The following is a 25,372-nucleotide window of genomic DNA, read 5'->3' on the forward strand; positions in this document are numbered from 1 at the left end:
AAATGGTATTTGAATGTTGTTTTCAATCCATTGAATCATAGCTATAAGCACTTGTAGGGCATTGGTCTTGTTTGCTGCTAGATTTCTTGCAATCCTCTGAGCTTCCAAACTCTTATTCCATAATCCAACCATTTGGCAATACTTCTCCTTTAAGTCTATTGGTATATCCCCCATATTTCCCGAATCTTCTACGCTCACCTTTGGTGGATTTCTAGAGTACAAGTCTATTGTCATCTCTATTTCTAATTCTAAAGATTGTTGTGGTGGGAGTTTGTCTGGTATTTCCTTTAAATTTAAAACTATATTCCCATAATCATCCACTTTTGCTATGCTGAATATTGCCTTCCCCCCATTCACTGTAACACTTAAATCTCTCAACTTCTGATAATCATCTGAGACTATTAAAGTCATATTCTTAAGTGAGGTTAAACTGTAATCCAGCTTCCCATTGTTAACTATTTTAACCCTATACTTTAAGATGTATGTTTCTGGGTTTTGTTGAGCATTTACATATACGCTTATCAATGATGCAATTATCAGTGTTATTAGCGTTAATGATGATGTCTTAACATTATTCACAAGTTAATTATCTTGATACCTTTATATTTCTCTTTCCATAAGATATTGCTGGTGAATGGTTATTTGAAATTCAATTTCCCAGCCCTTCAAGTGGCTTTGGATGTTACTGATGATAGGGTGGCCGAGGATTTGGCTTTGAAGTGTTGGGTTGATGATCACGTTTGGATTGAGGCTGGAACCCCACTCATTAAAAGCGTTGGTGTAGGGATTATTGGACGCTTAAGGAGGCTTCTACCAAAAGCCGTAATATTTGCCGATATGAAGTGTATGGATGCGGGGTTTGTGGAGGCTGAGTTGGCTTCAGTTTCAGGTGCAAATCTCATGAGCGTTTTGGGGGTGGCTAATGATGCAACTATTCTTGAAGCTATTAGGGCATGTAGGAAGTATGGTACTGGAGTGGTGGTTGATTTGATTTCAATTTCAAACCCCTTGCAACGAGCCTTTGAAGTTCAGGGGCTTGGAGTGGATATGGTATGCTTCCATACTGGAATTGATGTTCAAAAGTCTATGGGGATATCAGCTTATGAAGGTCTAATTGAATATATTAGTAAAGCTTGCAAAAGCCTCAATATTCCAGTGGCTGTTGCTGGCGGTATAACTTTGGATAAGGTTAGGCCATTGATGGATGCAGGTGTAAAGGTCATAGTTGTTGGCTCCGCTATAACTAAGTCCAGCGATCCAAGGGAGACCACCATAAGATTTGTAAGGGAGATTCTGAGGTGAACTTGCTAATCCCCATGTAATCTAATTGTATTCTTCAAAGCTACTTTACATTTGTAAATTGATAATGCCCATATCCCACCTACCATACAATATACCTACGGTGATTTGATGTTTGAAGAGTTACTGTTACTGTTGGTTTATGGTTTCTCTGGAATTGTACCCATAGTATATAATTACGTTATTGCAAAGAGGATTGCGAGGAAATGCTATGAGATTAAACCATACATTCAATCTTCAATTGACAGTAACATTCATGTTGTAAGTGAGGAGACTATGGGGAAGATAAGTAGAATCGATTTAAGTGGAGGGGGTAGAGAAAGCATATTTAAGATAAGCTCAATATCCACAACGAATGATGGTATCTCTGTAAACTTCGTTATTGACAGGGAACGCTTAATGGAACTATTAAGGAAGAAGGAGTAGATGCCATCGGGGGTGAATCCCCTTGAACTATGATTTTCAGAGACTTAAACCACTAATACTCCAAATAATTGCTGGGGTGACGTTCAGTTTTGGTGATCTGGTTGCAAATAGTTATGCTGCATCTAAGTATGGTTTCAGTTTGTTATGGACTAAACTTTTAGCTTCCCTAACAATAATAGTTGTTCTACAAATTTCAGCTCAACTTGGCTTCATAACTGGTAGGGGGTTTTTGGAGAATATTAGGGCTAAATATGGCTCAATCCCCTCAATTTTATGCTCATCTACTATCATGATAGTTAATACTGCAACTGTTGCAGCTGAGGTTGCTGCGGCATCTATGCTACTCGAATTTCTCACTGGGATTTCATCCAAGTTTTTCGCTCCATTAGTTGCTTTGTCGCTCTGTGTTACAGCAGTATTTTCCTCATCAGAGAAGTTGAGGTTGATACTATCCTCTGTAAGTTTCCTCGTAATCTTGGTGATTCCAGTAGCAGTTTCATGCAACCCTGGAATTGGAGAATTTTTGAGGGGGTTTGCAACGATCTCTCCAGATACGTCTAGGGATTGGATTGTAACTGTACTGGCTTTGATAGGCTGTGTTCTTGGTGGATCTACAATATTATTCGAGTTTCATGAGGTATCTGAGGATAAAGATTCCACTGGCATGGCTAATCTCACTGTTAAATATAATGGTTTTGTTGTGGGTGCTTTACAGAGTTTCGTTTTAAGCATATCCATAATGGTCATATGTGCAACTCAGTTATATCCAAGGGGGGAGGTTGTTGGTAGTATTGGTGATATAGTTTCAACACTTTTCCCAAAGCTTGGATGGATTGGAACCACTCTATTCTCCATAGGTGTTTTGGTATCCTTCTATTTGAGTTGTAGCGTTGTGGTTACATCGAGTTTTATAGTTCTTGAGGAGTTAGTTTCAGATATTGCTGAGGTTGCTAGGATTAGGTATGCTGTTTTATCTGGTTGGAAGGTTATATTGGCTTCAGCTTCAATACTACTTGGAGCTTTCCTAATAGTCCTTAACGTTAATGTTATTAAGCTCTCCCTATATGCCTCCGCCATTTCAACGATAGCTCTCCCCATACCATTATTCTTCATGGCTAAATTGTTTGGGGATGTTTCCCTTCCAATTAAGTTTAATCATAGGTTTTTGAGGGCTGTCTGCTGGCTACTTGTGATAATGCTTTCAACCTTCAGTTTGGGTGGCATCGTCTTATCTATAATTTAACCTATTTTCATTGTCATTATTGTTATGCTTCCCACACTTAATCCTAGGGAGAGGGCTAAATCTTCAAGCATCACTTCAATATATACCATCAATTTATGTAGTGTGTTTTTTGATTCTATTGTGGGAATCATTGCTGTAGCATTTATCCGTGAGTCTCTAACATATATTTTCATGTATATCTTCTCCAAACCCATTAATCCAGTAAATTCCTCTATACATTCACTGAAATAGTCTGCTCTAATTTTCTTCACAATTTTTGAAATTTTCCCTTTTATCTCTTCATCTTTTATTAATTGTTTATAGTATTCAATTGCAATATCCTTTTCCATTTCCAATGATGTTGTTAATGGTCTTGTTTCAGGTTCTCTAATATGGATTACTGCATCTTCCACGCTACCTATTTTTGATATGGCTTCCATTATTGTTTTTGCATTTATTATTTTAGGTTCTATTTCCCTCTCCCCCTACTTCAGCATTTCCTCTTCATGCTCCTTTAAGTATCTGGCTGATTCCTTTACATCTGCGAATAATCTTTTCACTTCCTCCACGTCTTCTGGCGTTACCTCCTTTCTGCCATTCTTCTTTGCATGTATGTATGCTGGTGTTAGCATTTGAACTGCATATCTCAATGAGGTTTTTTCACCAATTTCAGTTAGTAGTTCAAGGGCCTTCTCATTTATACTTATCTCCTCTTCTTCAGCTCTAATTTTAAGTATCTCCCTAATCTCATCCCTAGTATACTTCTCCGTCGTTATTATCAATAGTCTATCTAGGAGGTCTAATGGTATTCCATGTGGAGACTCTATGTCTGTACCTCTAATCTTTGTTATCCCCCTATTCGTTGCAAGTATTATTATTGGTGCAAGTTCACTCTCTATGGCTCTCGTTAAGAATGAGAATGCTTCTATATCTAGGGCTGAAGCTTCATCTATAAACATTACTCCAGGTATTATTTCAGCTCTTCCATCGTCAACCCACTTCTTCACAAGGTTATCAACTTCTTGCCTCACATCTGGGGGTATCTCCTTCTCCTCTCTACCTCCGAAGAGTAGGCTGAATATCCCTCCAGACCTTGAATGTACTTGAACATCTAAATCATGTAGGGTTACTGTGTATATGAATTCCTTCTCCTTGAATACTGGTCCTGTGGGTGTTGGAACGTAGGTTTCTGCTTCCACATCATATCTCTCCCCAGTATGCTCTTCCCCCCTCCCAACCCTAGTCACCTTCCCCGTTTCAGAATCTATCCATATCACATCCCCCTCCCTAACCCCCTTCTGTATGAGCTCCATGGCTATTGCTGAACCTACACTCAGCCTCCTCTCCTCACTCTTAGTTTTCAGAGTTATCCTTGCACTTTCTGGGACTTGCTGGTATGGGTTGTATGGGTGTCTAGTCATCTTTATATCGAGTTGTGTTACGAGGCCTTCATACACTTTCCTCATTTCATGTATTCTCACACCTATGGCTTTCCTCATGGTTTGCATTAAAACTTCAGTCTTCTTAAGCTCGCTGGAGTATATTTCTGAGCCTGATATTGCTATGAATGGTACGTCTTCACCAAGCTCCTTTGCTATGGCTATTGCTACTGCCGTCTTCCCAGTTCCAGGGGGGCCTGCAAGTAATATGGCTCTCCCAGCCATCTTCCCCTGCTTTATTAATTCCACAATTATTCCAGCAGCTTCCCTTGCCTTTAACTGTCCAATCATTCCATCGGCTTTTGGGAGGGCTTTTCCATCTTTTAATCCCAAGCCTTTTATATGACTGTGTGCTCCAACCCTTGCAAATTTCGTTACTGTGCTCACCCCTTCATCACCCAATATAAGTTAATATTATAGACTTGGTTTTAAATGTTAATCCAAATTTTACTGTTAACATTCATGGCTAATTTTATTCTTGGTTTGATCATGCATCAGTACTCCTTTAATTCAATTTTATATTTGTGTTTTCCTTATTCCACTTCGATATTTTCTTTTGGGAATCCCAATTCTATAAGTATCTCCTTCGCTCTTTGTCTATGATCCCCTTGTAATTCTATTCTCCCCTCCTTTGCAGTTCCTCCACATGCCAATCTACTCTTTAGTACGCTTACCACTTGATGTATATTTACATCTTTATCATTTATCCCATTTATTATTGTTACTTCCCTACCCCACTTCCTTGTTTCAAGCTTAATCTTTATTACTTGTTGCTCCTTAGCTATTGATTGACATACGCATAGGTCTTTTGGTAAACCGCATATGGGGCATATTTGACTCTTGGACATATCTTCCTCCTTATCAGTTAATATTTAGTTTATTTCCATCTTATAAGTGTTTGTATTTCCATCTGGAAATTGTAATGGCGGTAAAGTATATATTTATGTTGGGGTCAACCTACATTGATAATTTATGCCTTATCGTTGTGGTAGATGTGGTTACATTATTGGTGGTATGAAGGATTTTGAGGCTGTTCCAGGAATGCGTTGTCCAATGTGTGGTTATAGGGTTTTCTATAAGGTTAGATCTCCAATAGTTAAGAGGATTAAACTTTAGTTTTCCATTTACTTATCATGCATGCCAATTCAAGTATTATTTTTGCAGCTGTTATTGATGTTATCCCATTATCGTATGGTGGGGATACTTCAACTAGATCGAATCCAATAACCTTCTTTTTCATAGCTATCCATTGTAGTATGTCTAGGAGTTTTGTTACGGATATCCCTTCAGGTTCCGGGTTTCCAACTCCTGGGGCTATTGATGGGTCTAGTGCATCCATGTCTATTGATATCCATACATCATTTCCATTCAACTTAATCTCCTTCATCAAATCTTTCGCTGAGTTTTCCATTACCTCCAATGATGTTTTATACTTTAATCCAACCCTTCTTGCATATTCAATTTCATCTTTACATGTGGCTCTCACGCCAATTATGAATACATTTTCCGCTCCAATTTCATCAGTTATCCTCCTTGAGACTGTGGCGTGACTCATCTTTACACCATATGGATATTCATCTCTTAAGTCCATGTGTGCATCGAATATTATGATTGGCTTCTTCAATGCTTTTACGGCTCCATAGGTTACTGTGTGTTCACCTCCTATCATTATTGGCTTCTTCCCCATCTTCACAATTTCACTTACAATTTCTGAGATTCTGTTTAAAGCTTCATTTATGTTTGGTGTTTGGGGTATATCGCCTGCATCGTGAATCTTTAAATCCAATGCATCCATTTCAGTTCTGAAGCTGTATGTCTCCACGTTTAGTGATGCAAGTCTTATCATTGGAGGGGCTTCCCTAGATCCAGCTCTATATGTTGATGTGGAGTCTATTGGTGCACCGAATAATATGAATTCCGCTTCACTTATTTCGCATTGTTTTCCATTGAAGTATTTTCCCTCATCGCTTAAGTGGTACTTCAACCACTCCATATGTGACACTGTTGAATTATAATGTTGTATGATTTAAAATTGTTTACCGTCAGTTGTGAGAAATATTTTAATGTATTTGCCCATCTTTTTACTTTTGTTGGGATTGCTATGGATAGGTATGAGCGTTTAATGGAGTTTTCTAGGAGGAGAGGATTCCTCTGGCCTTCCATGGAAATTTATGGTGGTGTGAGGGGGTTCATAGACTTCGGCCCCCTTGGAACATTGATGAAGCATAGGATTGAGAATAAGTGGAGGCAGTTTTTCATTCATAGGCATGCTGGCTTAATTTTTGAAATTGAAACTCCAATCGTACTTCCAAGTAGAGTTTTGGAGGCTTCGGGGCATGTTGAACACTTCACAGACTACCTCGTGGAGTGTCTATCTTGTGGTAGGAAGTATAGGGCTGATCACCTTGTGGAGCAGTTGACTGGGATTGGTGGCGTTGAATCTCTATCTAAAGATGAATTGAATAATATAATTTCTGAGAGGGGGTTAAGGTGTCCAGAGTGTGGTGGGAAATTGAGCGATGTTAAAAATTTCAGTTTACTATTCAAAACCACCATTGGACCATATAGTGAGGATGTTGGTTACTGTAGACCTGAAGCTGCTCAGGGAATGTTTCTAGCATTTAAACGTGTATATGAGGCTTGTAGGGGGAAACTACCAATAGGTATAGCTCAAATTGGACGTGTTTTGAGGAATGAAATTTCCCCTAGGCAGGGGCCTATAAGGCTTAGGGAGTTCACCATAATGGAGGTTGAATTCTTCTTTGATCCTGAAGATCCGAAATGCCCCTTCTTCAATGAATGTAGAAATGAGCTTTTGAGGATAGTTCCACAATCCCAAGCTACTTCAAAGGTTTTTGAGCCCATAACTATCTCAGCTGGTGAAGCTGTTGATAAGGGTATGATATCCAATGAGTGGCAAGCTTACTTCATGGTTTTGGGTAGGAGGTTTGCTGAATCCCTCGGTATACCCTTCAACTCCCAATTCTTCATAGATAAACCTCCACAGGAGAGAGCTCACTATTCTGCTCAAACTTTTGATCAAGTTGTTAAGTTGGAGAGGTGGGGGTATGTTGAAATTGCTGGTTATGCTTATAGGACAGATTACGATCTTGGTAGACATATGGTGTTTAGTGGTGTGGATTTGAGGGTTTATAAGCAATTTGATAGTCCTAGGATTGAACGTGTAACTAAGTATGTTCCTAAAATCGATGTTATAAGGGGGAAGCTTGGTGAGAAGGCTGATGGCATACTTAAATCCATAGATCCATCGATATTGGAAGTGGCATTTAAACGTGAAGGATTCATTGAGGTTGGTGGTATAAAATTATTTAAGGATGATTTCGATGTCCTCGTTGAAGATGTGGAGGTTAAGGGTAAACATATCTTACCACATGTGGTTGAACCATCCTTTGGAGCTGATAGAATAGTTTATGCAACTCTTGAGTATGCTTATGGTGAGAAGGGTGGTAGAACGGTTTTATCCCTCCCAAGGGATATTGCTCCAATACAGTTGATTGTTTTACCATTGGTATCTAAGGATGGCCTCCCAGAATTTGCATTGAAGGTTTATCGTATGCTTTTGGATGAAGGTTTCACTGTTGATTATGATGATTCCGGGTCTATTGGTAGGAGGTATGCTAGGGCTGATGAAATAGGGGTTCCAATAGCCATAACCATTGATTATCAGTCTCTCAATGATAATACTGTTACTTTGAGGGATAGGGATTCATGGAGGCAAGTTAGATCCCCCATAGATGATTTGCCACTCAAACTTCATAAATACTTCAATTATAAGCTTTCATTTGATGATCTTGGAACACCATTCAAGTGAACATCAACATTTATAATATCCAATGAATCATCATATTATTGGTTGATGCCATATGTCTAAGGTTCCTGAGAGGAGGTTGCGGATAAGGCGTATTGAAGGTGTCGATGAAGGGATGGCTAAGATGAATAGTTCCATGATGAAGCAGCTTCAAATTACAGATAAAATTGAAGTTGTTATTGCTGGTAAGCGTAAATGTGTGTTAACGGTTGTAGCTGATGATAAGGTTCCTGAGAGGGAAGTTTGGGCTAATCCAGCTCAAATGGCTTCTCTTGGTATTGCCGACAATTCCATAGCTACCATTAGACGCCCATTGAAGTGATTGTGTAATTGGCTATGAAGATAATCATTGTTGATGCTGTAGGCTCAGGCTCTGAGGGTAGACATGCAACCATAGATGTCATTGGATGTGGCCCTAGAACTGTAGCTGGAGTTTTGGAGAAGCTTGGATTCGAATTCGATTTGAAGCCATACTATAGCGTCCTCAGAAATCCATCATTACTAAATGGGTTTGATATTTTAATGGTAAGCGCAATGAGTGTGGATATACCCACTGTTCGTAGGATTAGGAGGCTTTGGAGTAGGGTTAGTGACGGTTTAACTGTCATTGGTGGTCCAATAGCCTCAGATCCCTATGAAGCTTTAATTAAAGCTGAATTTGACATTGCATTTATAGGTGAAGCTGAGAAATCGCTATCTGAATTCCTCAATAAACTCAAATCTAGTGGTGACATGGATTTCCTTAAAAATATTAGTGGTTTAGCTTATAGGGTTGGCTCAGAGATTGTTGTCAACCCCCTAAGACCATTCATGTCTAGAATTGAATTAAACTCCTTCAAACCATCCGTTAAGGTGATTAGGAATTATTGGGGATACTATGCATGTAGGATATATGTGGAAGCCGTTAGAGGTTGCAGCAACTTTAAACGAGCAAAGATTCAGCTTCCAGATGGACGTAAATGTAATGATTGTGGTAAATGCTACACTGGCCCCTTAAGCAATAGATATTACTGCCCCCTAAACATACCTCCAGGCTGTGGATATTGCTCAGTCCCAAGCCTATTCGGCCCATCTAGAAGTAGATCCATTGAATCCATAGTGGATGAGATTAAGGGTTTAATTGAAGCTGGTTGTAGAAGGTTCATTTTGGGCGCTTCAGACTTCCTAGATTATGGTAGGGATTTACTTGTGGAACCTGAACCCCTCACAGACCCCTCCAATCCTCCACCAAACATTGATGCCATTGAGGAGCTCCTAGATAGGGTTAAGGGTTTAGAGAAGGAGTTTGGGTTAAAGCTTTTCATATCAATAGAGAATGTTAAGCCATCCCTTGTAGATGAGTCTGTGGCTAGGGTTTTAGGTAAATATCTTCATGGAACCCCAGTTAGCATTGGCGTTGAAACTGGTAGTGAATCTCATTCCATAGCTCTTGGAAGACCCTCAACCCCACATCAAGCTTTGAAGGCCATTAAAATTCTTAGGAGACATGGCTTAATTCCATATGCATATTTCATTCACGGCCTACCTGGACAAGATGTTAATGTGGCAATTGAAACTTCAAGGGTTATGGATGAGGCTGTTAAGGCTGGTGCTGAGAAGATAACGTTGTATCGCTTTACGCCACTACCCATGTCGGCATTTGCAGATTTCCCTAAAGCTCCACCAAGCTTCAGTGATGAGGCTAGTAGGATAATTGCCAGTAAGGCTAATGAATTGAATTCGAAGTTGAAGGGTAAGTGGGTTGGATTGGTTTTGGATGCATTTATTGTTGAAGCGTTTCCAGGTGGTAGGGGGGTTGTGGCTTATCCATTCATGCATGGCCCAGTAATATTCATTGAGAATCAAAATTTTGCATCAAAATTTATTGGTAAAGTGGTTAAAGTTAAAGTTGTGAAGGTTGTTTCAGATAGGGCTTTGAGTGGTGTTGTATTGGAAGCTTAATTCGCCTCCTTAGACATCCCCTTCAATAGGTATTTTACACCATAGTAGGATGCTGCCATTGCAGTTACTGGTAGATCGAACCAGAATGTTGCTAATCTCGTCAATACTGAAGCTGTGGCTGCAACATCCAATGGTACTCCAAATGCTTGTAGTGCCATGGTTATCACAGTTTCTATTACTCCAAGCATTCCAGGTATGGCTACTGGGGTCATTTGAACGAATTCGCATGCAACCATTATTACCATTAAAATCCATATTGACACTTTATATCCAAGTGAGAGTAGTACCACATATAGTATTGCTACGTTGGTCATCCAATTGATTGTTGTAAGTGTGAAGGCTATTAATAGATGCCATATATTCAACTTCAACTTCGTGAATGATTCTTTGAAATCATTTAGGGTTGATGATACTGAGTTCATGATGTCTGTGGGATTGTATTTTGAAAGCATCTTTTCTATGTTGGCTCTATATCTTTCATATACTTTGCTTATAATTTTCTCTATCCATTCAGTCTTTTCTCCAAGTATCAGTAGGGCTATTACTGTTCCTATGGATATTGCTAGTAAAGCAGTAATTATTCTCCCAATCATCTCCCCTATTATCATATATCTGTATTGCACTATTAGGTAGCTTGATGTTGCTATCATAATGAAGCTTATGGAGTATATTATTCTTTGCATGGTTAGTGCAGCCATCCCCCTACCTATTGGCACTTTTCCATCTTTATTGGTTAGGATAAGCTTTAATACCTCCATTGCAACTCCCGTTGGGCTTAGGTATACTATGAATATGCTTGCCCAAGTTGATGTTACTGCGGTTCTAAAGCTTATTTTGGCCCCACTTCCCAATATTAGCGTGTACCATATTGATGCATATAATATTAGCCCAGTTAAGTCGAGTAGGAATGTTACTATGAATAGTTGAAGTGATATTTTGTTCACAATATTCCCGATGACATTGCTGAATCCAGCATAGTTTATCAATGCCAGTACAATTAGCAATCCCACACAGTACGATGCAATAACCATTAGCATGCTTCTATTAATTATGCTCTTCCTCGGCATGACGCTTACATCCCATAACCTTTTTTACTTTGCTAATGTGTTAAGTGTAAGTGGAGGTAAATATGTGTTATGGCAACCCCCTCCAAGCCAATAGTGGTTGAATGGGTTGGAGGAAACTTTGTGGTTTGGGATTTTGAAGCCAGTAGGTGGCTTTATGCCAATGGATTTTATGGTATGCCAATTAAGGTTAGGAAACCTAAGGATTTAAACTTCAATTCCCCCCTAGTATTATCGCCAATAGAGGCATTATACCTCCTCGATAAGGGGGTTATATCAATAGTTGATGGTGATAAGGTTCTTAGTAGAAGTGAAGTTTTATCCATTGTTAAAAGTAAACATAAGTTGTTTAATGAACTCTACACCGTTTATTGTGATTTGAGGAGTAAGGGGTATGTGGTTAGGTCTGGTATGAAGTTTGGAGCTGATTTTGCAGTTTATGTTCATGGACCTGGAATTGATCATGCACCATTCTTAGTTGAGGTTCTTCCAATGAATGAGAAGCTTGATCCAGTGGATATTGTTCGTGCTGGGAGGCTTTCCCATAGTGTTAAGAAGAATTTCATTATTGCAATGATAAATCCAGCCACCAATGAGGTTACCTACATTTCCTTCAACTGGTTTAAGGCTTAGATATAAATCTACTGAAAGTCCATTTCACAGCTCCCTCAATCCTCTTTACATCCCTCTCTTCAGTAACATTCTTTATTATAACTTCCTTTAAAGTTCCATTTACATCCTTAACTTCATATGATATTGAAGGCTTCTCCTTCTTCAAACCGAATAAAACCTTCTTTACGAAGAAGTCTTTGAAGTCTCTTGAGTTCACATCAACCTTCACGTTCTTCCCGGGAACCACTATTATCTTGTCCTCCTCCACATATATGTTTGCAATGTTTTCTCCCCCCTCACTTATACTTGTTAAGAGCTTCCTTTCAGGGGTTTTTGCCTTCTGTACTGGTTTCTCAACTTTAACCTCCACTTTTGTTTCGCTTAGTTTTTGCTGGGCTGCTGTGGGCTTTTCACTCAATATTTCTAGGCACATCTTAAGTATTTCCACTTCCTTGCTAAGTTGATCTATCTTCTCCTTTAATAAGCTTTTTAGCTTCTCCCTCTCCTTATCTTCTTCACTCAATTTTCCACCTTCAATTAATTTTCACATTCATAACTCTAAAATGTTTTGCATAAAATATTTCTGTAAATAAATAGTGTATTTTAATGGTGTCCCCTTGGCTTATGAGAGGCTTGTTAGGAAATTGACTAAGGAGAATCTTTGGCTCTACATAATTAGCGTTTTACGTTCTGAACCAATGTATGGTTATGCCATTAAGAAAGCCATATCTGAGAAGTTCAATTTTAATCCATCAACAATAACAGTTTATGCAGTGATATATAGGATGGTGAGGGAGGGTTTGCTGGAGAAGTTTAGTAGTGGCGGCACATCCTATTATAGGGTTACAGATAAGGGTATTAAGGTTTTTGAGAAAGCTAGGGAATTCATTAAGAGTATGGAGCAATCAATATTTGAGTAAAATTTAAATAAAATTATCTTTAACCTATTTTAGGCTCATTATTAGTGAGTGTTGGAGGGATTTTAATGGCTGGACAGCAAAGCAATGTCGTATTAATAGGGAAGAAGGGGGCTATGAACTATGTTTTAGCGGCGCTAGTGCAATTCAATCAAGGTGCGGATGAAGTTGTTATAAAGGCGCGTGGTAGAGCTATAAGTAAGGCTGTCGACGTTGCACAAATAGTTAAAAATAGGTTTCTACCTGGACAAGTGGAGGTCAAGAATATAACCATAGGCTCTGAAACCGTGGGTCAGGGGGATCAGGCTAGAAGGGTTTCTACAATGGAGATAACGCTGGTTAGGAAGTGATTGACATATAGTGCTGGGTAAATTAATTAATCCCATTCTTTATTTTAGAAACTTTTAAAAGATATTTTCATCAAAACATTATCCAGTGGTATTCTTGAGGAAACTTGCATCAAGGATAACTGCCCTACAGCCATCACCAACTCTAAGTGTTGGCGAGAAGGCTAGGAAGCTTAAAGCTCAAGGTAAGAAGCTTGTTGATCTAAGTATAGGTGAACCTGATTTCGATACTCCAGCTCATATTAAGAAGGCATGTATTGAAGCTTTAGAGAAGGGGTTTACACATTACACATCTTCTAAGGGTATAATTGAGCTTAGAGAAGCCATATCCAAATACTATAAGCAGTATTTCCATGTGGATGTGAATCCAAATAGTGAAGTTATAGTTACTCCTGGCTCCAAATTTTCATTATATGCAGCTATACAATGCCTTGTTGATTCTGGTGATGAAGTTATACTTCTAACCCCTGCATGGCCAACATATTGGCAATGTGTGGAGTCTGCTGGTGGGAGGGTTGTTGAAGTTAATTGTGGTGATTCCTTTAAACTTAATGAAGAAGCTTTAAAGAGGGCCATAACAGGTAAGAGTAAGGTTATCCTCTTCTGTTCTCCAAATAATCCCACCGGGGGTGTTCTGGGTAGAGATGAATTGAAGGTTATATCTGATTTAGCTGTAGATCATGACTTATACGTGGTGTCTGATGAAATTTATAGGATGTTGGTTTACGATGGCGAGAAACCCTTTACGATGCTGTGCTTCAATGAGTTGAGGGATAGATTGGTGGTTGTTGATGGTTTCTCTAAGGCTTACGCTATGACTGGGTGGAGGCTTGGCTTCACAATAGCCCCTAAAGAAGTCATTGATGGTATGGATAAAATACAGCAGAACATAACCACATGTCCCTCATCCTTTGTTCAATATGCTGGTGTTGTAGCGTTATTGGGGGATCAGAGTTGCGTTGATCTAATGGTTAAAGAATATGATAATAGGAGGCGTTTACTAGTTAGGGAATTGAATTCCATTGAGGGTATAAGGTGTCCAACTCCAAGGGGGGCATTCTACGTATTTCCAGATCTATCCAAAATATCATCCAACTCCATTGAACTTGCAGATAAACTTTTAGATTATGGTGTTGTAACGGTTCCGGGGAGTGCCTTCGGATCTGGTGGAGAGGGACATTTAAGGCTTTCCTATGCTACATCCATTGATGAAATAAGGAGGGGTGTGGAGATAATTAAGCGATTCGTCATGGATTCCCTTGGGAAACATTAATATAGCCAAAATCTTCATAGTTATTGGTGTATTAGATGAGTTTGGAGGAAATTCCCCCACCAATACCCATGCAAGTGGAGGGTTTAGAGGATCTGGCTAGGTTTATGGCTTCCATTGCTGGTTTAGGTCAACCTGCCTATGCACTGCATTTTGAATATAATGGTTTAAATTACATTGGGGTCATAGCCATATATAGGGATTATTACAAGTGGTATGGTGTTCCAGTTTTCTATTACTATGAGAGTAAAACCCCAATTGATGGGAAATATCTCTTAGTGAGAAGCGAAGAATCCGGTGAATTCATTAAGACTTCTAATGGTGTGCAACCAGGGTGGATTGCAGTTCCCATAATTAGATTGAAGGAAAAACCCAGTTTTCTGAAAATCAGTTAACCCAAATTTTTTGCTCGCTTTACAAGTTTCCCCTCAAATTATAACTATGTTTTTCCATGACTCCACAATGGTTATTCTATTAAATAGTTTTTAAACCTCTCTAAACGTGAACCCCCCTTTAAACGTTTAATTAAATTTCAAGATTATCATGTCTCACCAAACCCTATGGTGCATGTTTAAACAATATTAAAAACACTAAACTTTTAGAGTAGTTAGTTTAAATATATTGATGTATGTTGACTGTAAAGGTATATACAGCTCCTAATTGTCCACTATGTTTAGCGTTAAAGAATTTCTTAGCGAGTATTGGGGTTGAATATGTTGAGAGGGATGTTTCAGATATAGATGTTATGACTGAACTGATAATGAACAATGTTTTTGCAACTTCCGTCCCAATACTTGAGGTTAATGGTAAATATTACTTCGTAAATGACCTTTTCGAATCTTCAAGTTTGAAGAGGGATTTTATTTTAAAGATTTTGGGGAGGTGTTGAATTATGGTGGATTGGCTTAATGGATATAATGGTTGGATGGATAAATCCTTAGGAAATTTCAAGAAGGATAATGGTAATAATGAAACAATACTTGTTAGAACTAGTAGTGGATATTTTGAGCCTTGGGATAGATCTAAGATTGTAAAGCAACTTCTAAATGAAACTAGATTGGCTGAGGAATTCTTCGGAATTCCAGCAATAAGTAGAAGTGAAGCTGAAGCCATAGCTTTGGAGGCTGAACGTAGAATTAAGCGTATGGGGGGATTCTTCGTTAGTGCTCCGCTAATTAGGGAGGTTGTAAACAATATTCTTCTGGAATGGTCTAATAATAAGCCTGCATACATAGTTTATAGGAATGTTTTAACTAGGGTTGGAGCGCCAGTTTATGATGCTTATCTAATTGATATTGGACTTGGATTTGAAGCTAAGGAGAATGCTAACCTCCAACCAAACCCTGAGACTTCCCATAAGAAGAAGGCTGATAAGCTTTCTAAGGAGCAGTATCTACTTCTACTTCCAATACATATAGCTGATGCCCATCTACGTGGCGACATACATATACACGATTTAGAGTATTTTGGGACTAGACCATTCTGTCAAGATCATGATTTGAGATACTTCCTATACTATGGATTAATGCCAGATGGAACTGGCTTCAAAACCAGTGTAGCTGGACCTGCAAAGCATCCTGAAGTTGCAATACTCCATTCCGTTAAGGTTTTAGCTGCAGCTCAAACAAACTTTGCTGGTGGTCAAGGATTCTACAATTATAATGTGTTTTTAGCTCCATTTATGGAGGGTTTATCCTACGACGAGATTAAGCAGTTGGCTCAAATGATGTTTTATGAGTTAACTCAATGTTACGTTGCTAGGGGTGGACAACTCGTCTTCTCCAACATTCAACTCTCCCCAACAATTCCAGAGATTTGGCGTGATAAGCCTGTTGTGTATAGGGGGATGGTTGGAGAAGACACTTATGGTAGCTTTGAGGATGAGGCTAGAATGTTCTTTAGAGCTATATATGAAGTTGCTTTGAAAGGTGATTATTGGGGTAAACCCTTCAACTTCCCAAAGCTTGAAACATATATAACCCCTGAAGCTTTCAAGGATGAGTATTATGATGAGTGGATGCTGGTGCATAAGGTTGTTTCCAAGTTTGGCTCCCCATACTTTGATAATGCTTTACCACCATATAGGGGGTATGGGAAGGGTGTTTCATGCTATCAGTGTTGTGCATACTCATTCACTGAAACTCCTGATAGTGATCCATTGTTTAATGATAAAATGTATTTCGTTGATGGCAAACACTTCAGTATGGGTGCTTGGCAAGTGGTAAGCTTAAATCTCCCAAGAGCTGCTTATAGAGCTAAGGGTGATGATGATAAGCTCATTGAAGAGGTTTATAGATTAATGGATCTAGCTTTCGATGTATTTAAAGCTAAATTGAAGTGGATGGATATTATGATTAAGAATGGACGTTTACCATTCGCCACACAACGACCATTGGATTTGAAGACTGGGCGTAGAGGCCCCCCAGCCGTCGACTTCAATAATCTTGTTTTTGTGATAGGGTTGGTTGGGGGTAATGAGATGGCACAGTGGCATACTGGATATCAATTGCATGAATCTAATGAAGCTGTAAAAATCTTGGTTAAAGTTATCTTAGCTATGCGTAAATATAGGGATGAATTGCAATCTAAGCTTAATTATAAGATTGCATTGGCTAGAACCCCTGCTGAGAGTTGTGCACAGAGACTTGCAGTTGCAGATTTAATTTCACCAGAATTTTCAGATATGGCTAAGAAGGTTGTTAAGGGGGATTTGGAAGTTGCCCGTAAGATGCTTGATTCCGGCGAGAGGGATGTCCCCGTATACTATAGTAATGGCACACATGTTTATGTTGGTGCAAATATTCCTTTAGCTAAGAAGATAGATATTGAGCATAAGTTCTTCCCACTACTATCTGGTGGAAACATATTTCATATTTGGCTTGGGGAAGCTTATCCAGATGCTGAAGCCTTATTCAAGGTCACTAAGAAAATCGCCACTGAAACTCAGATAGGGTATTTCGCTTACACGAAAGATCTAACCATATGCAACGATTGTGCCACAGTATCACCTCTACTCAATGATAGATGCCCGAATTGCGGTTCATCAAATGTTAAGTGGTGGAGTAGGGTTACCGGATATTATCAAGATGTTAGTGGATGGAATATGGCTAAGAAGCAGGAGTTGAAGGATAGATATAGAATTAAACTTTAATCATCCTCTTAGCGTTTGCTAAACTTTCCCTTAAACCTAAACTCCTATGCCTAATATAGATTTTTGGTAAGTTCAGCAATTCACCAAACTTCACAATCTCCTCTACCGTTAGATTCTTCTGTAATCTCAAGTTTTTGTTTGCAGCAACTTCATGCATTACTTCCAGCAACTCTATGCTTACATCCTTCCCCTCCTCTATGGCTTTAAGGTAGCCAATGTCTATTAGATCCTTCTTCATTTCAATAGTCTTGCTTGGGTCATCATTAAATCCCCTTACTATCGGTATCCTTATTTCAACGTTTTCTATACTATCTTCTTCTAAGGCTAATTTTATCGATTTCCTTATGTTTTCTATATCACTTTCAGTTACATTTGTATTGGTCAGCTTACTATAGTCCTCTACGTTTAGTGGGGCTTTCAAATCTATTGCCACATGATTCAGCAATCTTTTGCTAGCTAATTGTTGTATCGATTTTGGGTTTATCCCATTGGTATCTATCCCAAATTTTAACCCAATTTCCCTACATTTTTCACCAATAATTTCCAATGCTTCTGGTTGTAGTGTTGGTTCTCCACCAGTTATCTTGCATGCTTCAACCCATCTGCTTGCTTCCTCCAATCTCCTCATTAGTTCATCTATTTTCATCATGTTTTCCGCTTTCCATTCCCATAGCTCGTAGTTGTAGCAGTATTGGCATCGGAAATTGCATCCTTGGAACCATATAACGATACATGGATGTCTTGGGTAGTCTATTAAGCTTAAATCCCTCATCCCAGCTATGTAAATCATCATTTATATTCACCCTTCAGTATTATGCTTGTACCACTCTTAATCTTACTTAATCCTTCAATGTCTAATGCTTGCCCCAATTTTATTTCAGGTTTTTGGATTTCTGAATCCTTCATGTATATTATCATTGATTTGCTTATGGTGGAGTATGTTACGTCCCCCCTCACAGCCCTCCTCACTGTTTTATCCATCTTAGCATCCACATCCAATGGTATATACATTTTACCTTCATGTACAATTATTGTGGATTTCAATGGGAGTTTCCTCATTATCTGTGATACTGTAAATGGGGCTACTGCTCTCAGTAATTTTATTCTAAATCTCTCTTGATTTGCAGTTAAAATTTCTATTATACCTTCTTCCTCTACATTCTTCATTAATCATCCAATAGCATATACGTCATTCAACACATTTATATGTGTTGTCCTATGTAAAGAATAGTGTCAACTCTTCCTTCAATTGTTCTGGTTCCCTCACAATTTTCCTTGGTCTCAGCCATTCTGGTAGTAGTTTAATGTATCTCTTGTATCTTTCATCTAAATATATTATTGCACCCCTATCTTCAGGTCCCCTTATAACTCTACCCGCTGCTTGTGAAGCTTTCCATATTGATGGTATAATGTAGCTGTATAAGCTACCATTCTCCCCAAATCTCTTCTCATAGTATTCATTCCTCTTCCGCATTCTTATTGATGGTTCTGGGAATGGTATTCCAACTAGTAGTACTATGTCCATTTCCTCCCCCGGAAAATCCTCCCCTTCACTTGCTCTTCCACCACATACTCCAACGTATACTGCGCCGCCAGTTTTTGCCATCCTCTTATACTCCTCTATTTTCCACTCATTTATCTTAGGGCTTTCATTTCGGCTTTCTATGTACATTGGCTTCCTAATGCTTCTTATACCTGCATTTAATAGTCCCTCCAACACTTCGTATGATGCTGTGAATACGCCTATCCCGGTGTTGATGTTTTCCGCAACTATGGATATGTACTCGCATATCTTCTGGTACATTTTAGGCCCCCTCATATCATAATCTGTGGTTACATTTGGAACTAGTATTGGAAGGATATTTCCTTTCTCAATGTAGCTTACCTCTATGTATCTGTAATTCTCTAATCCCACTAATTCACCGTAATTTTCATTGATTGTTCCAGACATGCTTATTGTGGCTCTAAACATTTTGTACATTCTCTTCACTATGTTTGATGGGTCGAAGCATTCTATCCACATTTCACCATTTCCAGAGAATAATTCGTATTCATCTTTACCTAAAGTTTCATGTAACTTCATTAGAAATCTTCCCAAGTGATGTATGTGTGATACTGGTTTCCCCCCACTTCTTGCTATTCTACGTCTCACATTATCTCCAATTTTAATTAGTGTTGATGCCAATTGACTTAGACTACCACATTTCTCCTCAAGAATATTTTTCAAGTAAATTTTATCCACAACTCTATCCTCTCCACTCTTCTCCATAACCTTTAGCATTTCATCAATTATCCATTTGTATTCCTCTACCCCCTCCCTCATCATTTCAAGTGATGTTTCATCTAATCCTCTCACAGTTACCTTCTCAACTTCCATTTCAGTTGCAACTTCTGGTAGGTTATGCGCTTCATCCACCACTAATATTGAATTATCCAGTTTTGTGTTTAGGGTTTTAAGTATTTGGGGTATTAAAATGTAGTTGTAATTTGCTACCACTATTCTTGAGTTAGGTATCCTCCTCTTTGCAACTTCATATGGGCATACTTCATTCTCTTCACATATTTCCATGAGTTCTCTAACCCCACATATCTGTGGTAGTTTCACCCTTTCAATCTTCAATTTATTATGGTATTCACATTTACCTTGCCTCTTCAATTCTGAGCATAATATTGAGAATGCCTCATGATCTTTCTTTAAATCCCGATCCACATCTTTTATGCAGAGTTTTGCTCTAGCCTCTATGACCATCCCATTTATGCTTCCTGGAATATCATTGATCTTCTTCAATTCCTCTATAACCCTATTATTCTCTCTACTTGTTCTACAAAGCCACATTAATTTGCTATCAGATTCCCTTTCAAGTATTGGTAGTATGGCTGTGAGCATGGTTATCGTTTTACCAAATCCAGATGGTGCTCTCAATATTAAGTGCCCTTTAAGTGTCACTATTTCTGCAGCTTCCCTTATAGCTTCCAGTTGCCCATACCTGAATTCCTTGTATGGGAAGTATTTCTTGTATTCATTGTTTGTACTCAATTTTTGATAGTGCCTCCTTAACCCATTCTTCAAAATCTCTCATCTTCATTATAATATCCGTTATCCTCTTTTCCAGTTCGATGATTTTGTTGGTATTCATGGCTGTTTGTTTTTCCAGTTTTTCAATTTTCCCATTAATTTGCTTTGCTTCAATAATCTTCTTTTCCAATTCTTCCTCCATTAATGTCAATTTGTCTTTTAGTATGTTTACTGCAAGGTTTGTTTTCCTAATATTATCTTCCGTTCTATCTATGAATTCCCCCAGTTTTATAGGATTCTCCGCTATTTTAACACTTTCAATCCCCCTTATCCTATCCATTAACTTCTTGTAATTTCCCTCGATTTCCATTAACTTAATCATGATATCATCGTAGTCCCATTTCTTCTCACTCGAACTATTATTTTCATTTCCAGATTCCTCTACCTTAATGTCTTCTTTGCAATTGGTTGTTTCCATCACTTTAACTACTTTTTTAATCTCCCTCTTAGCAGTCTTCACTTTTACCTTCCTCTTACTTCCTCCACTTAAAATTATACATTCCCCCACATCCAGTTTTGATATGGCTTCAGCATCTTCCGGTTTTAATCCAAGTTCTTGTATCTCGTAATGTGTTAGTCTCATTTTGTGTAGAATTATGTATTCTGCGTTTCTGTATACTGTGGATATTTGGCTTGGTGTTTGAGCTATTAATATAACATTTACACCATGCTTTCTAAGTTCATTTATTATTAATTCCAATGTGTTTATGCTATCTGGATTTTGATTTCTGGGCATGATGTTTTGAGCTTCTTCTATCACTAGTATTCTTGGTTTTGGGTTGTTGTAGAATGATTTTAGTATTATGTTTGAGGCAAGTTTCTTTGCTTCAAAAGCCATTTTGGATAGGTCTATAGCTTCAATTTCCATTAAATCTCTAGATCCATTGAATAAGTTTAACTTTTCCAGTATTGATAGTCTTCTCAGTAATGCATCTCTAACTTCCCTTCCAGAATCACTTTCGCATTCGATCTCCTTCACATCGTTTATGACGTCTCTTAAGCTTCCCCCACCCCTCTTTACAGCCTCTATTAGTAGGGTTTGTTGGGGTATGGTTAATTGGAATGTGCTTATAATGGCATCTATGACATCTTCCTGCTTCAAATTTATTTTCAATTCCGATGGCTCCACAGATTTGTAATCTAAATATTCTCCTGACCAATCTATTATAAGCTTCCCCTTCTTACTCCCCTTTAAAATCCTTTTTGCAGTTTCAGTTTTTCCACTTCCAGTCATTCCGAATATGACTATGTGCTTATTCCCTGAAATGTCTATGTAAACTGGCTTTATACCATCAAAGCCTATGAATATTTTCTCGCCACTCTTAACCCAAATAATTATTCCAATGGTCAACGTTAATGCCGATATTGTTATGATGGAAATTATCGTAGTGGAATTGATACCGATTATCTTGTCAATTGGATATCTTGATATAGTGTTTAAAATGTATTCTCTCCTTAACATTACCAGTATTATTATAGCTAGTGCTGGTGTGAGTATGTCAATTAAGTTTTGATGCTTTATTTTACCCCCAAATTTTAAGTTTAGGACAAATTATTAATATCCTCTTTCACCCGAGTTATTAATTTACATTTTTAAATACTGTGATGAATTAACCCTTTGATTTACCAAACTTCTCTGCTTCTTCAATTATTTTTGAAAGCCTTTTTGACACAAGTTCTGTAATTCTCTTATCAATCTCTTTCTCCTCCTCTGTTTTGAATATTGCTTTTATGTCTTCTGGTAAATGCTCGTACTCTTGTAGTAGGTATTTTAGTGGGCTGAATGCTTTATCTAATAACTTCTCAAATACTGCCATATATTCCATTTCGCTGAGGCCATACTTCTCCTTTGATTGTTGTGCAACTTTGTATGCTATATCCACTCCCTCCATGTACATTTGTATTGCATATCTTTTTGCCGCTTGATAATCTTTTGATGCTAGGTCTATTGGTAAAGTTTTCCCACTCACATTTAATCCACCATACTATAACTCAACTTCATATTTAAATGTTAAATTAGCTTTTTGTATAGCAAACTTAATTTACTCATTGTTTGAAGATTATGTTTTGGTGTTGTAATATTGAGTGAAGCTAGGTATGTTGTTGATGTTAAGCGTGTGGAGAAGGCTTTGAAGATCCCCCAAGAGGTTTTGGATGAAATTAAGGGTGCAGTTGGTTCTAAGATGATTTCAAGTATGCGTAGAGAGGTTGTGTCATGCCCAATTCGCGGTGAGGAAACACCATTCCTAGTATGCTTTTCATGTAGCAATTTTATTAGGAGGGTTTCGGGCAAAGTTTACTGTAGAGGGCTTCCTCTAGGTTGAGGGGTCGGTATTGTCGGATATATTGCGGGATAAGGTTGTGGATATTAGGGTTTGTAAGACTAAGAGTGCTAGGGATATTGTTGAAATGTATGGTTTAATGGGTGGATTCTCATCTAAATTTGTTTATGATGCATATAAGATATTAATGGAAATGTTTAGTGATAAAGATTGTAAAGTCTTCCTCTCCTTCACAGCTAATCTATTGGCTACAGGTCTTAGGGGGGTTATATCTGAATTGATAGAGAAGGGGTTTATTGATGTAATTATAACCACTGGGGGTTCTGTTGATCATGATGTGGCTAGAGCGCTTGGTGGTAGTTATTATCATGGTGATTTCAGTTATGATGATGCATTCCTAAAGGAGCATGGCATATTTAGGCTTGGAAACATCCTCATCCCACAGGATTCTTATGGTGTTATAATTGAGAAGTTTACTTGGAATTTATTGGATGAACTTACTAAAGTTAAGTCTGTTTGGGGTGTTAGGGAATTATTAAGTGAAGTTGGAGCTAGATTAAATGATGATAATTCATTCCTTAGACAGGCGCATTTGAGGGGGGTTCCAGTATACATTCCTGGAATTGTGGATTCATGTTTTGGAACTAGCCTATTAATGTATTCCCAATCCCACAAGTTTAATATTGATGTCCTTAAGGATCAAAAGGAGCTTTCGGATATAATTTTTGATAGTAAGGTTACTGGTGCATTGATGATTGGTGGTGGAATATCGAAGCATCATACTATATGGTGGAATCAATTTAAGGGTGGCTTAGATTACGCGGTATATTTGACTACTGCATTTGAATATGATGGTAGTTTGAGTGGTGCACAGATTAGGGAGGCTGTAAGTTGGGGTAAGGTTAAGCCTGAAGCTAAAAAGGTTACTGTTTATGGAGATGCCACGATAATTCTGCCAATCTTATTAGCTGCAGTGTATGAGTCTCTCAATGTTAAGTGCTCTTAAACCACCATACAGTTTTATCCCTTTGATCCGATAACTCTATTCCAAGACTTCTCAAACCCCTTGCTATAAGATCCGCTACCTCCCAATCTTTCCTACTCCTATGTATCTGCCTCACTGTTACTAGTAGGTTTATTAGTTCATACAACCTTTTATCCTCCCCTACCCTCTCCTCTTCGAATGTCTCCCTAAAAACTCCAAGTATCCTATATGCATCCTCATAAACTTTTAGGGCTACCCTTGCAGCCAAGTAATCCTCTTTCGGTATTATTTCATCGTTGGCAAAGTTGGTTAGTGAATGTATTTCTGCTATGGCTTTTGGTGTATTTAAATCGTCATCCAATGCTTCTAAGAATCTCCTCCTAATCCTACCTACATCCATAACCCTCTTTAATGAGCCCTCCTTAACCTTCACGTCCATTGCTGATGATATACTCTTCAATGCTGATATCGTATTCAATATTCTCTCGTATGCTGCCCCCACAGATTCAAGGTTCTCTTCTTGAAACACCATTTGACTTCTATAATGCCCACTAATAAGGTAGAATCTAACCTTCATTGGTGAGTATTTTGCAGTTATCTCCTCAACCGTAATTATATTCCCATATGATTTCGACATTTTATCTTTCCCCATCATTAGAAGTCCAACGTGAACCCAATATTTAACCCATGGTGTCTTATTGAAGCATGCTTCACTTTGCGCTATCTCATTTTCGTGGTGTGGGAATATTAGATCTTCCCCACCACCATGTATATCGAATTGTTTTCCAAGGTACTTTGAAGACATGGCTGAGCATTCTATGTGCCATCCAGGTCTCCCAGGTCCCCATGGGCTATCCCAATATGGCTCCATTGGTTTAGCCTTCTTCCATAATGCAAAGTCTTGTGGATTCCTCTTACCAACACCCTCCTCTTGCGTTTTCACTTGCTCCAAATTTATCTTTGATAATTTACCATAATCTTTGAACTTCTTCACATCGAAGTATACATTTCCATCAGCTTCATATGCATACCCCTTCTCAATAAGCTCCTTAATTATATTTATCATGTCTTCAATGTGTTCTGTAGCCTTTGGATATATGTGTGCTCTCCTTATGTTCAGTTTTTCACATGCCTCCATGAAATCCCTATAATACTTGTCTGCTATTTCCCTATAATCCACTTTCAATTCAATGGATTTCCTAATTATCTTATCATCAATATCAGTTATGTTAACCACTTCTAGAACATTGTAACCCTTAAACTCCAAATACCTCCTCAAAACATCGAAGGCTACGTATGCCTTTGCATGTCCTATATGTGTCTTATCGTATACTGTTGGTCCACAAACATACATTCTCACAAGACTTCTATTTAGCGGTTTAAAAACCTCCTTACGTGAAGTTAACGTGTTATATATCTTGAACACAATTGGAGGTCACCATCAACCCTAAATCTAAATGATTTAACCACCTAATTACCTTTTCGCATCCCTCTATTTTTGAATCACATATA

At 38.3% G+C, this 25,372-nt stretch carries 29 protein-coding genes; 16 read left to right on the top strand and 13 right to left on the bottom strand.

All coding sequences use genetic code 11. From position 1 onward, the window contains the following. A partial coding sequence (locus MRT15_RS03690; protein WP_304328037.1) for a hypothetical protein occupies window positions 1–579 on the bottom strand: 579 nt, incomplete at its 3' end. Between the two features lie 63 nt (window positions 580–642). On the opposite strand from MRT15_RS03690, the gene MRT15_RS03695 reads away from it, so the two are divergent. From MRT15_RS03695 to MRT15_RS03705, 3 genes are all read left to right on the top strand, one after another. Beyond that, the gene (locus MRT15_RS03695; RefSeq protein WP_304328039.1) at window positions 643–1,302 is read left to right on the top strand and encodes an orotidine 5'-phosphate decarboxylase / HUMPS family protein; all 660 of its coding nucleotides are present in this window, start codon (window positions 643–645) and stop codon (window positions 1,300–1,302) included. A 108-nt stretch (window positions 1,303–1,410) separates the two neighbouring features. Next, window positions 1,411–1,725 (top strand): hypothetical protein, encoded by a 315-nt coding sequence (locus MRT15_RS03700; protein WP_304328041.1) that lies wholly within the window; start codon window positions 1,411–1,413, stop codon window positions 1,723–1,725. 22 nt (window positions 1,726–1,747) lie between these two features. Further along, window positions 1,748–2,968, top strand: coding sequence for a divalent metal cation transporter (locus MRT15_RS03705; RefSeq protein ID WP_304328043.1), 1,221 nt, complete (start codon window positions 1,748–1,750; stop codon window positions 2,966–2,968). Here MRT15_RS03705 and MRT15_RS03710 read toward each other — a convergent pair. The 3 genes from MRT15_RS03710 to MRT15_RS03720 form a co-directional block, all read right to left on the bottom strand. Beyond that, window positions 2,965–3,387, bottom strand: a complete 423-nt coding sequence (locus MRT15_RS03710) for a hypothetical protein (protein ID WP_304328044.1) — start codon at window positions 3,385–3,387, stop codon at window positions 2,965–2,967. The two genes, MRT15_RS03705 and MRT15_RS03710, sit on opposite strands and share 4 nt — an antisense overlap. A 45-nt stretch (window positions 3,388–3,432) precedes the next feature. After that, window positions 3,433–4,791 (bottom strand): RuvB-like helicase, encoded by a 1,359-nt coding sequence (locus MRT15_RS03715; RefSeq protein WP_369684946.1) that lies wholly within the window; start codon window positions 4,789–4,791, stop codon window positions 3,433–3,435. A 128-nt stretch (window positions 4,792–4,919) separates the two neighbouring features. Further along, the gene (locus MRT15_RS03720) at window positions 4,920–5,234 is read right to left on the bottom strand and encodes a translation initiation factor (RefSeq protein ID WP_304328047.1); all 315 of its coding nucleotides are present in this window, start codon (window positions 5,232–5,234) and stop codon (window positions 4,920–4,922) included. Between the two features lie 124 nt (window positions 5,235–5,358). Here MRT15_RS03720 and MRT15_RS03725 point away from each other — a divergent pair, with 124 nt between their 5' ends. After that, window positions 5,359–5,502, top strand: coding sequence for a hypothetical protein (locus MRT15_RS03725; protein ID WP_304328049.1), 144 nt, complete (start codon window positions 5,359–5,361; stop codon window positions 5,500–5,502). Here the strand turns inward: MRT15_RS03725 and speB are convergent. Continuing rightward, window positions 5,492–6,379: an agmatinase gene (gene speB, locus MRT15_RS03730; RefSeq protein WP_304328051.1), complete on the bottom strand. Its 888-nt coding sequence runs from the start codon at window positions 6,377–6,379 to the stop codon at window positions 5,492–5,494. The genes MRT15_RS03725 and speB overlap by 11 nt on opposite strands. Window positions 6,380–6,487: 108 nt before the next feature. On the opposite strand from speB, the gene glyS reads away from it, so the two are divergent. The 3 genes from glyS to MRT15_RS03745 are packed head-to-tail and all read left to right on the top strand — an operon-like array spanning window position 6,488 to window position 10,156. Then, the gene (gene glyS / locus MRT15_RS03735) at window positions 6,488–8,218 is read left to right on the top strand and encodes a glycine--tRNA ligase (RefSeq protein ID WP_304328052.1); all 1,731 of its coding nucleotides are present in this window, start codon (window positions 6,488–6,490) and stop codon (window positions 8,216–8,218) included. Window positions 8,219–8,270: 52 nt separating this feature from the next. Beyond that, window positions 8,271–8,537, top strand: a complete 267-nt coding sequence (locus tag MRT15_RS03740; protein ID WP_304328054.1) for a hypothetical protein — start codon at window positions 8,271–8,273, stop codon at window positions 8,535–8,537. Between the two features lie 14 nt (window positions 8,538–8,551). After that, a complete protein-coding gene (locus tag MRT15_RS03745) occupies window positions 8,552–10,156 on the top strand; it encodes a radical SAM protein (protein WP_304328056.1) in 1,605 nt (534 codons plus the stop codon). Here the strand turns inward: MRT15_RS03745 and MRT15_RS03750 are convergent. Beyond that, window positions 10,153–11,223 carry a lysylphosphatidylglycerol synthase transmembrane domain-containing protein gene (locus tag MRT15_RS03750; protein WP_304328058.1) on the bottom strand — a complete coding sequence of 357 codons (1,071 nt, stop codon included), beginning with the start codon at window positions 11,221–11,223 and terminating at the stop codon, window positions 10,153–10,155. The genes MRT15_RS03745 and MRT15_RS03750 overlap by 4 nt on opposite strands. A gap of 69 nt (window positions 11,224–11,292) precedes the next feature. On the opposite strand from MRT15_RS03750, the gene endA reads away from it, so the two are divergent. Then, window positions 11,293–11,853, top strand: coding sequence for a tRNA-intron lyase (endA, locus tag MRT15_RS03755; protein WP_304328060.1), 561 nt, complete (start codon window positions 11,293–11,295; stop codon window positions 11,851–11,853). Here the strand turns inward: endA and MRT15_RS03760 are convergent. Then, the gene (locus tag MRT15_RS03760) at window positions 11,843–12,355 is read right to left on the bottom strand and encodes a hypothetical protein (protein WP_304328062.1); all 513 of its coding nucleotides are present in this window, start codon (window positions 12,353–12,355) and stop codon (window positions 11,843–11,845) included. The two genes, endA and MRT15_RS03760, sit on opposite strands and share 11 nt — an antisense overlap. 94 nt (window positions 12,356–12,449) lie before the next feature. Between MRT15_RS03760 and MRT15_RS03765 the strand changes: the two genes are divergently transcribed. The 6 genes from MRT15_RS03765 (at window position 12,450) to nrdD (ending at window position 17,517) form a co-directional block, all read left to right on the top strand. After that, the gene (locus tag MRT15_RS03765) at window positions 12,450–12,752 is read left to right on the top strand and encodes a PadR family transcriptional regulator (protein ID WP_304328064.1); all 303 of its coding nucleotides are present in this window, start codon (window positions 12,450–12,452) and stop codon (window positions 12,750–12,752) included. A gap of 65 nt (window positions 12,753–12,817) precedes the next feature. Beyond that, window positions 12,818–13,099 carry a DNA-binding protein Alba gene (gene albA, locus MRT15_RS03770; protein ID WP_304328066.1) on the top strand — a complete coding sequence of 94 codons (282 nt, stop codon included), beginning with the start codon at window positions 12,818–12,820 and terminating at the stop codon, window positions 13,097–13,099. Between the two features lie 94 nt (window positions 13,100–13,193). Further along, complete coding sequence (locus tag MRT15_RS03775) at window positions 13,194–14,369, top strand: pyridoxal phosphate-dependent aminotransferase (protein ID WP_304328068.1); 1,176 nt, start codon at window positions 13,194–13,196, stop codon at window positions 14,367–14,369. Between the two features lie 35 nt (window positions 14,370–14,404). Continuing rightward, a complete protein-coding gene (locus tag MRT15_RS03780; RefSeq protein ID WP_304328070.1) occupies window positions 14,405–14,761 on the top strand; it encodes a hypothetical protein in 357 nt (118 codons plus the stop codon). A 233-nt stretch (window positions 14,762–14,994) separates the two neighbouring features. After that, window positions 14,995–15,255, top strand: a complete 261-nt coding sequence (locus MRT15_RS03785) for a glutaredoxin family protein (RefSeq protein WP_304328072.1) — start codon at window positions 14,995–14,997, stop codon at window positions 15,253–15,255. A 3-nt stretch (window positions 15,256–15,258) separates the two neighbouring features. After that, window positions 15,259–17,517: an anaerobic ribonucleoside-triphosphate reductase gene (gene nrdD, locus MRT15_RS03790; RefSeq protein ID WP_304328073.1), complete on the top strand. Its 2,259-nt coding sequence runs from the start codon at window positions 15,259–15,261 to the stop codon at window positions 17,515–17,517. Here nrdD and MRT15_RS03795 read toward each other — a convergent pair. The 5 genes from MRT15_RS03795 to MRT15_RS03815 all read right to left on the bottom strand — a co-directional run bounded on the left by MRT15_RS03795 (window position 17,507) and on the right by MRT15_RS03815 (window position 22,563). Further along, window positions 17,507–18,310 (bottom strand): anaerobic ribonucleoside-triphosphate reductase activating protein, encoded by an 804-nt coding sequence (locus tag MRT15_RS03795; protein WP_304328075.1) that lies wholly within the window; start codon window positions 18,308–18,310, stop codon window positions 17,507–17,509. The genes nrdD and MRT15_RS03795 overlap by 11 nt on opposite strands. Then, window positions 18,307–18,684 carry a cyclophilin-like family protein gene (locus MRT15_RS03800; RefSeq protein ID WP_304328077.1) on the bottom strand — a complete coding sequence of 126 codons (378 nt, stop codon included), beginning with the start codon at window positions 18,682–18,684 and terminating at the stop codon, window positions 18,307–18,309. Before MRT15_RS03800 ends, MRT15_RS03795 begins: the two co-directional genes overlap by 4 nt. A 49-nt stretch (window positions 18,685–18,733) precedes the next feature. Next, the gene (locus MRT15_RS03805; protein WP_304328079.1) at window positions 18,734–20,587 is read right to left on the bottom strand and encodes a helicase C-terminal domain-containing protein; all 1,854 of its coding nucleotides are present in this window, start codon (window positions 20,585–20,587) and stop codon (window positions 18,734–18,736) included. Next, window positions 20,538–22,055: an ATP-binding protein gene (locus MRT15_RS03810; RefSeq protein ID WP_304328081.1), complete on the bottom strand. Its 1,518-nt coding sequence runs from the start codon at window positions 22,053–22,055 to the stop codon at window positions 20,538–20,540. Before MRT15_RS03810 ends, MRT15_RS03805 begins: the two co-directional genes overlap by 50 nt. Window positions 22,056–22,203: 148 nt before the next feature. Then, window positions 22,204–22,563 carry a hypothetical protein gene (locus tag MRT15_RS03815; RefSeq protein ID WP_304328083.1) on the bottom strand — a complete coding sequence of 120 codons (360 nt, stop codon included), beginning with the start codon at window positions 22,561–22,563 and terminating at the stop codon, window positions 22,204–22,206. Window positions 22,564–22,674: 111 nt separating this feature from the next. Here MRT15_RS03815 and MRT15_RS03820 point away from each other — a divergent pair, with 111 nt between their 5' ends. Together MRT15_RS03820 and MRT15_RS03825 are read left to right on the top strand one after the other, a co-directional pair. Beyond that, complete coding sequence (locus MRT15_RS03820; RefSeq protein ID WP_304328084.1) at window positions 22,675–22,917, top strand: hypothetical protein; 243 nt, start codon at window positions 22,675–22,677, stop codon at window positions 22,915–22,917. A gap of 10 nt (window positions 22,918–22,927) precedes the next feature. After that, window positions 22,928–23,881, top strand: coding sequence for a deoxyhypusine synthase (locus tag MRT15_RS03825; RefSeq protein WP_304328086.1), 954 nt, complete (start codon window positions 22,928–22,930; stop codon window positions 23,879–23,881). Here the strand turns inward: MRT15_RS03825 and cysS are convergent. Beyond that, a complete protein-coding gene (gene cysS / locus MRT15_RS03830; RefSeq protein ID WP_304328087.1) occupies window positions 23,868–25,286 on the bottom strand; it encodes a cysteine--tRNA ligase in 1,419 nt (472 codons plus the stop codon). The two genes, MRT15_RS03825 and cysS, sit on opposite strands and share 14 nt — an antisense overlap. Between the last annotated feature and the right edge of the window lie 86 nt (window positions 25,287–25,372).

The sequence above is a fragment of the Candidatus Culexarchaeum yellowstonense genome (genome assembly GCF_024707025.1).
Classification (GTDB): Archaea; Thermoproteota; Methanomethylicia; order Culexarchaeales; family Culexarchaeaceae; genus Culexarchaeum.

Excerpts from the sequence above, each read along its gene's own strand:
- MRT15_RS03780 (WP_304328070.1), top strand. The coding sequence starts at position 14,405 with ATGAGTTTGGAGGAAATTCCCCCACCAATACCCATGCAAGTGGAGGGT.
- endA (WP_304328060.1), top strand. The coding sequence starts at position 11,293 with ATGGCAACCCCCTCCAAGCCAATAGTGGTTGAATGGGTTGGAGGAAAC.
- MRT15_RS03740 (WP_304328054.1), top strand. The coding sequence starts at position 8,271 with ATGTCTAAGGTTCCTGAGAGGAGGTTGCGGATAAGGCGTATTGAAGGT.
- MRT15_RS03810 (WP_304328081.1), bottom strand. The coding sequence starts at position 22,055 with ATGTTAAGGAGAGAATACATTTTAAACACTATATCAAGATATCCAATT.
- MRT15_RS03725 (WP_304328049.1), top strand. The coding sequence starts at position 5,359 with ATGCCTTATCGTTGTGGTAGATGTGGTTACATTATTGGTGGTATGAAG.
- MRT15_RS03785 (WP_304328072.1), top strand. The coding sequence starts at position 14,995 with ATGTTGACTGTAAAGGTATATACAGCTCCTAATTGTCCACTATGTTTA.
- nrdD (WP_304328073.1), top strand. The coding sequence starts at position 15,259 with ATGGTGGATTGGCTTAATGGATATAATGGTTGGATGGATAAATCCTTA.
- MRT15_RS03710 (WP_304328044.1), bottom strand. The coding sequence starts at position 3,387 with ATGGAAGCCATATCAAAAATAGGTAGCGTGGAAGATGCAGTAATCCAT.
- glyS (WP_304328052.1), top strand. The coding sequence starts at position 6,488 with ATGGATAGGTATGAGCGTTTAATGGAGTTTTCTAGGAGGAGAGGATTC.
- albA (WP_304328066.1), top strand. The coding sequence starts at position 12,818 with ATGGCTGGACAGCAAAGCAATGTCGTATTAATAGGGAAGAAGGGGGCT.
- MRT15_RS03800 (WP_304328077.1), bottom strand. The coding sequence starts at position 18,684 with ATGAAGAATGTAGAGGAAGAAGGTATAATAGAAATTTTAACTGCAAAT.
- MRT15_RS03720 (WP_304328047.1), bottom strand. The coding sequence starts at position 5,234 with ATGTCCAAGAGTCAAATATGCCCCATATGCGGTTTACCAAAAGACCTA.
- MRT15_RS03700 (WP_304328041.1), top strand. The coding sequence starts at position 1,411 with ATGTTTGAAGAGTTACTGTTACTGTTGGTTTATGGTTTCTCTGGAATT.
- MRT15_RS03795 (WP_304328075.1), bottom strand. The coding sequence starts at position 18,310 with ATGATGATTTACATAGCTGGGATGAGGGATTTAAGCTTAATAGACTAC.
- MRT15_RS03745 (WP_304328056.1), top strand. The coding sequence starts at position 8,552 with ATGAAGATAATCATTGTTGATGCTGTAGGCTCAGGCTCTGAGGGTAGA.
- speB (WP_304328051.1), bottom strand. The coding sequence starts at position 6,379 with ATGGAGTGGTTGAAGTACCACTTAAGCGATGAGGGAAAATACTTCAAT.
- MRT15_RS03750 (WP_304328058.1), bottom strand. The coding sequence starts at position 11,223 with ATGCCGAGGAAGAGCATAATTAATAGAAGCATGCTAATGGTTATTGCA.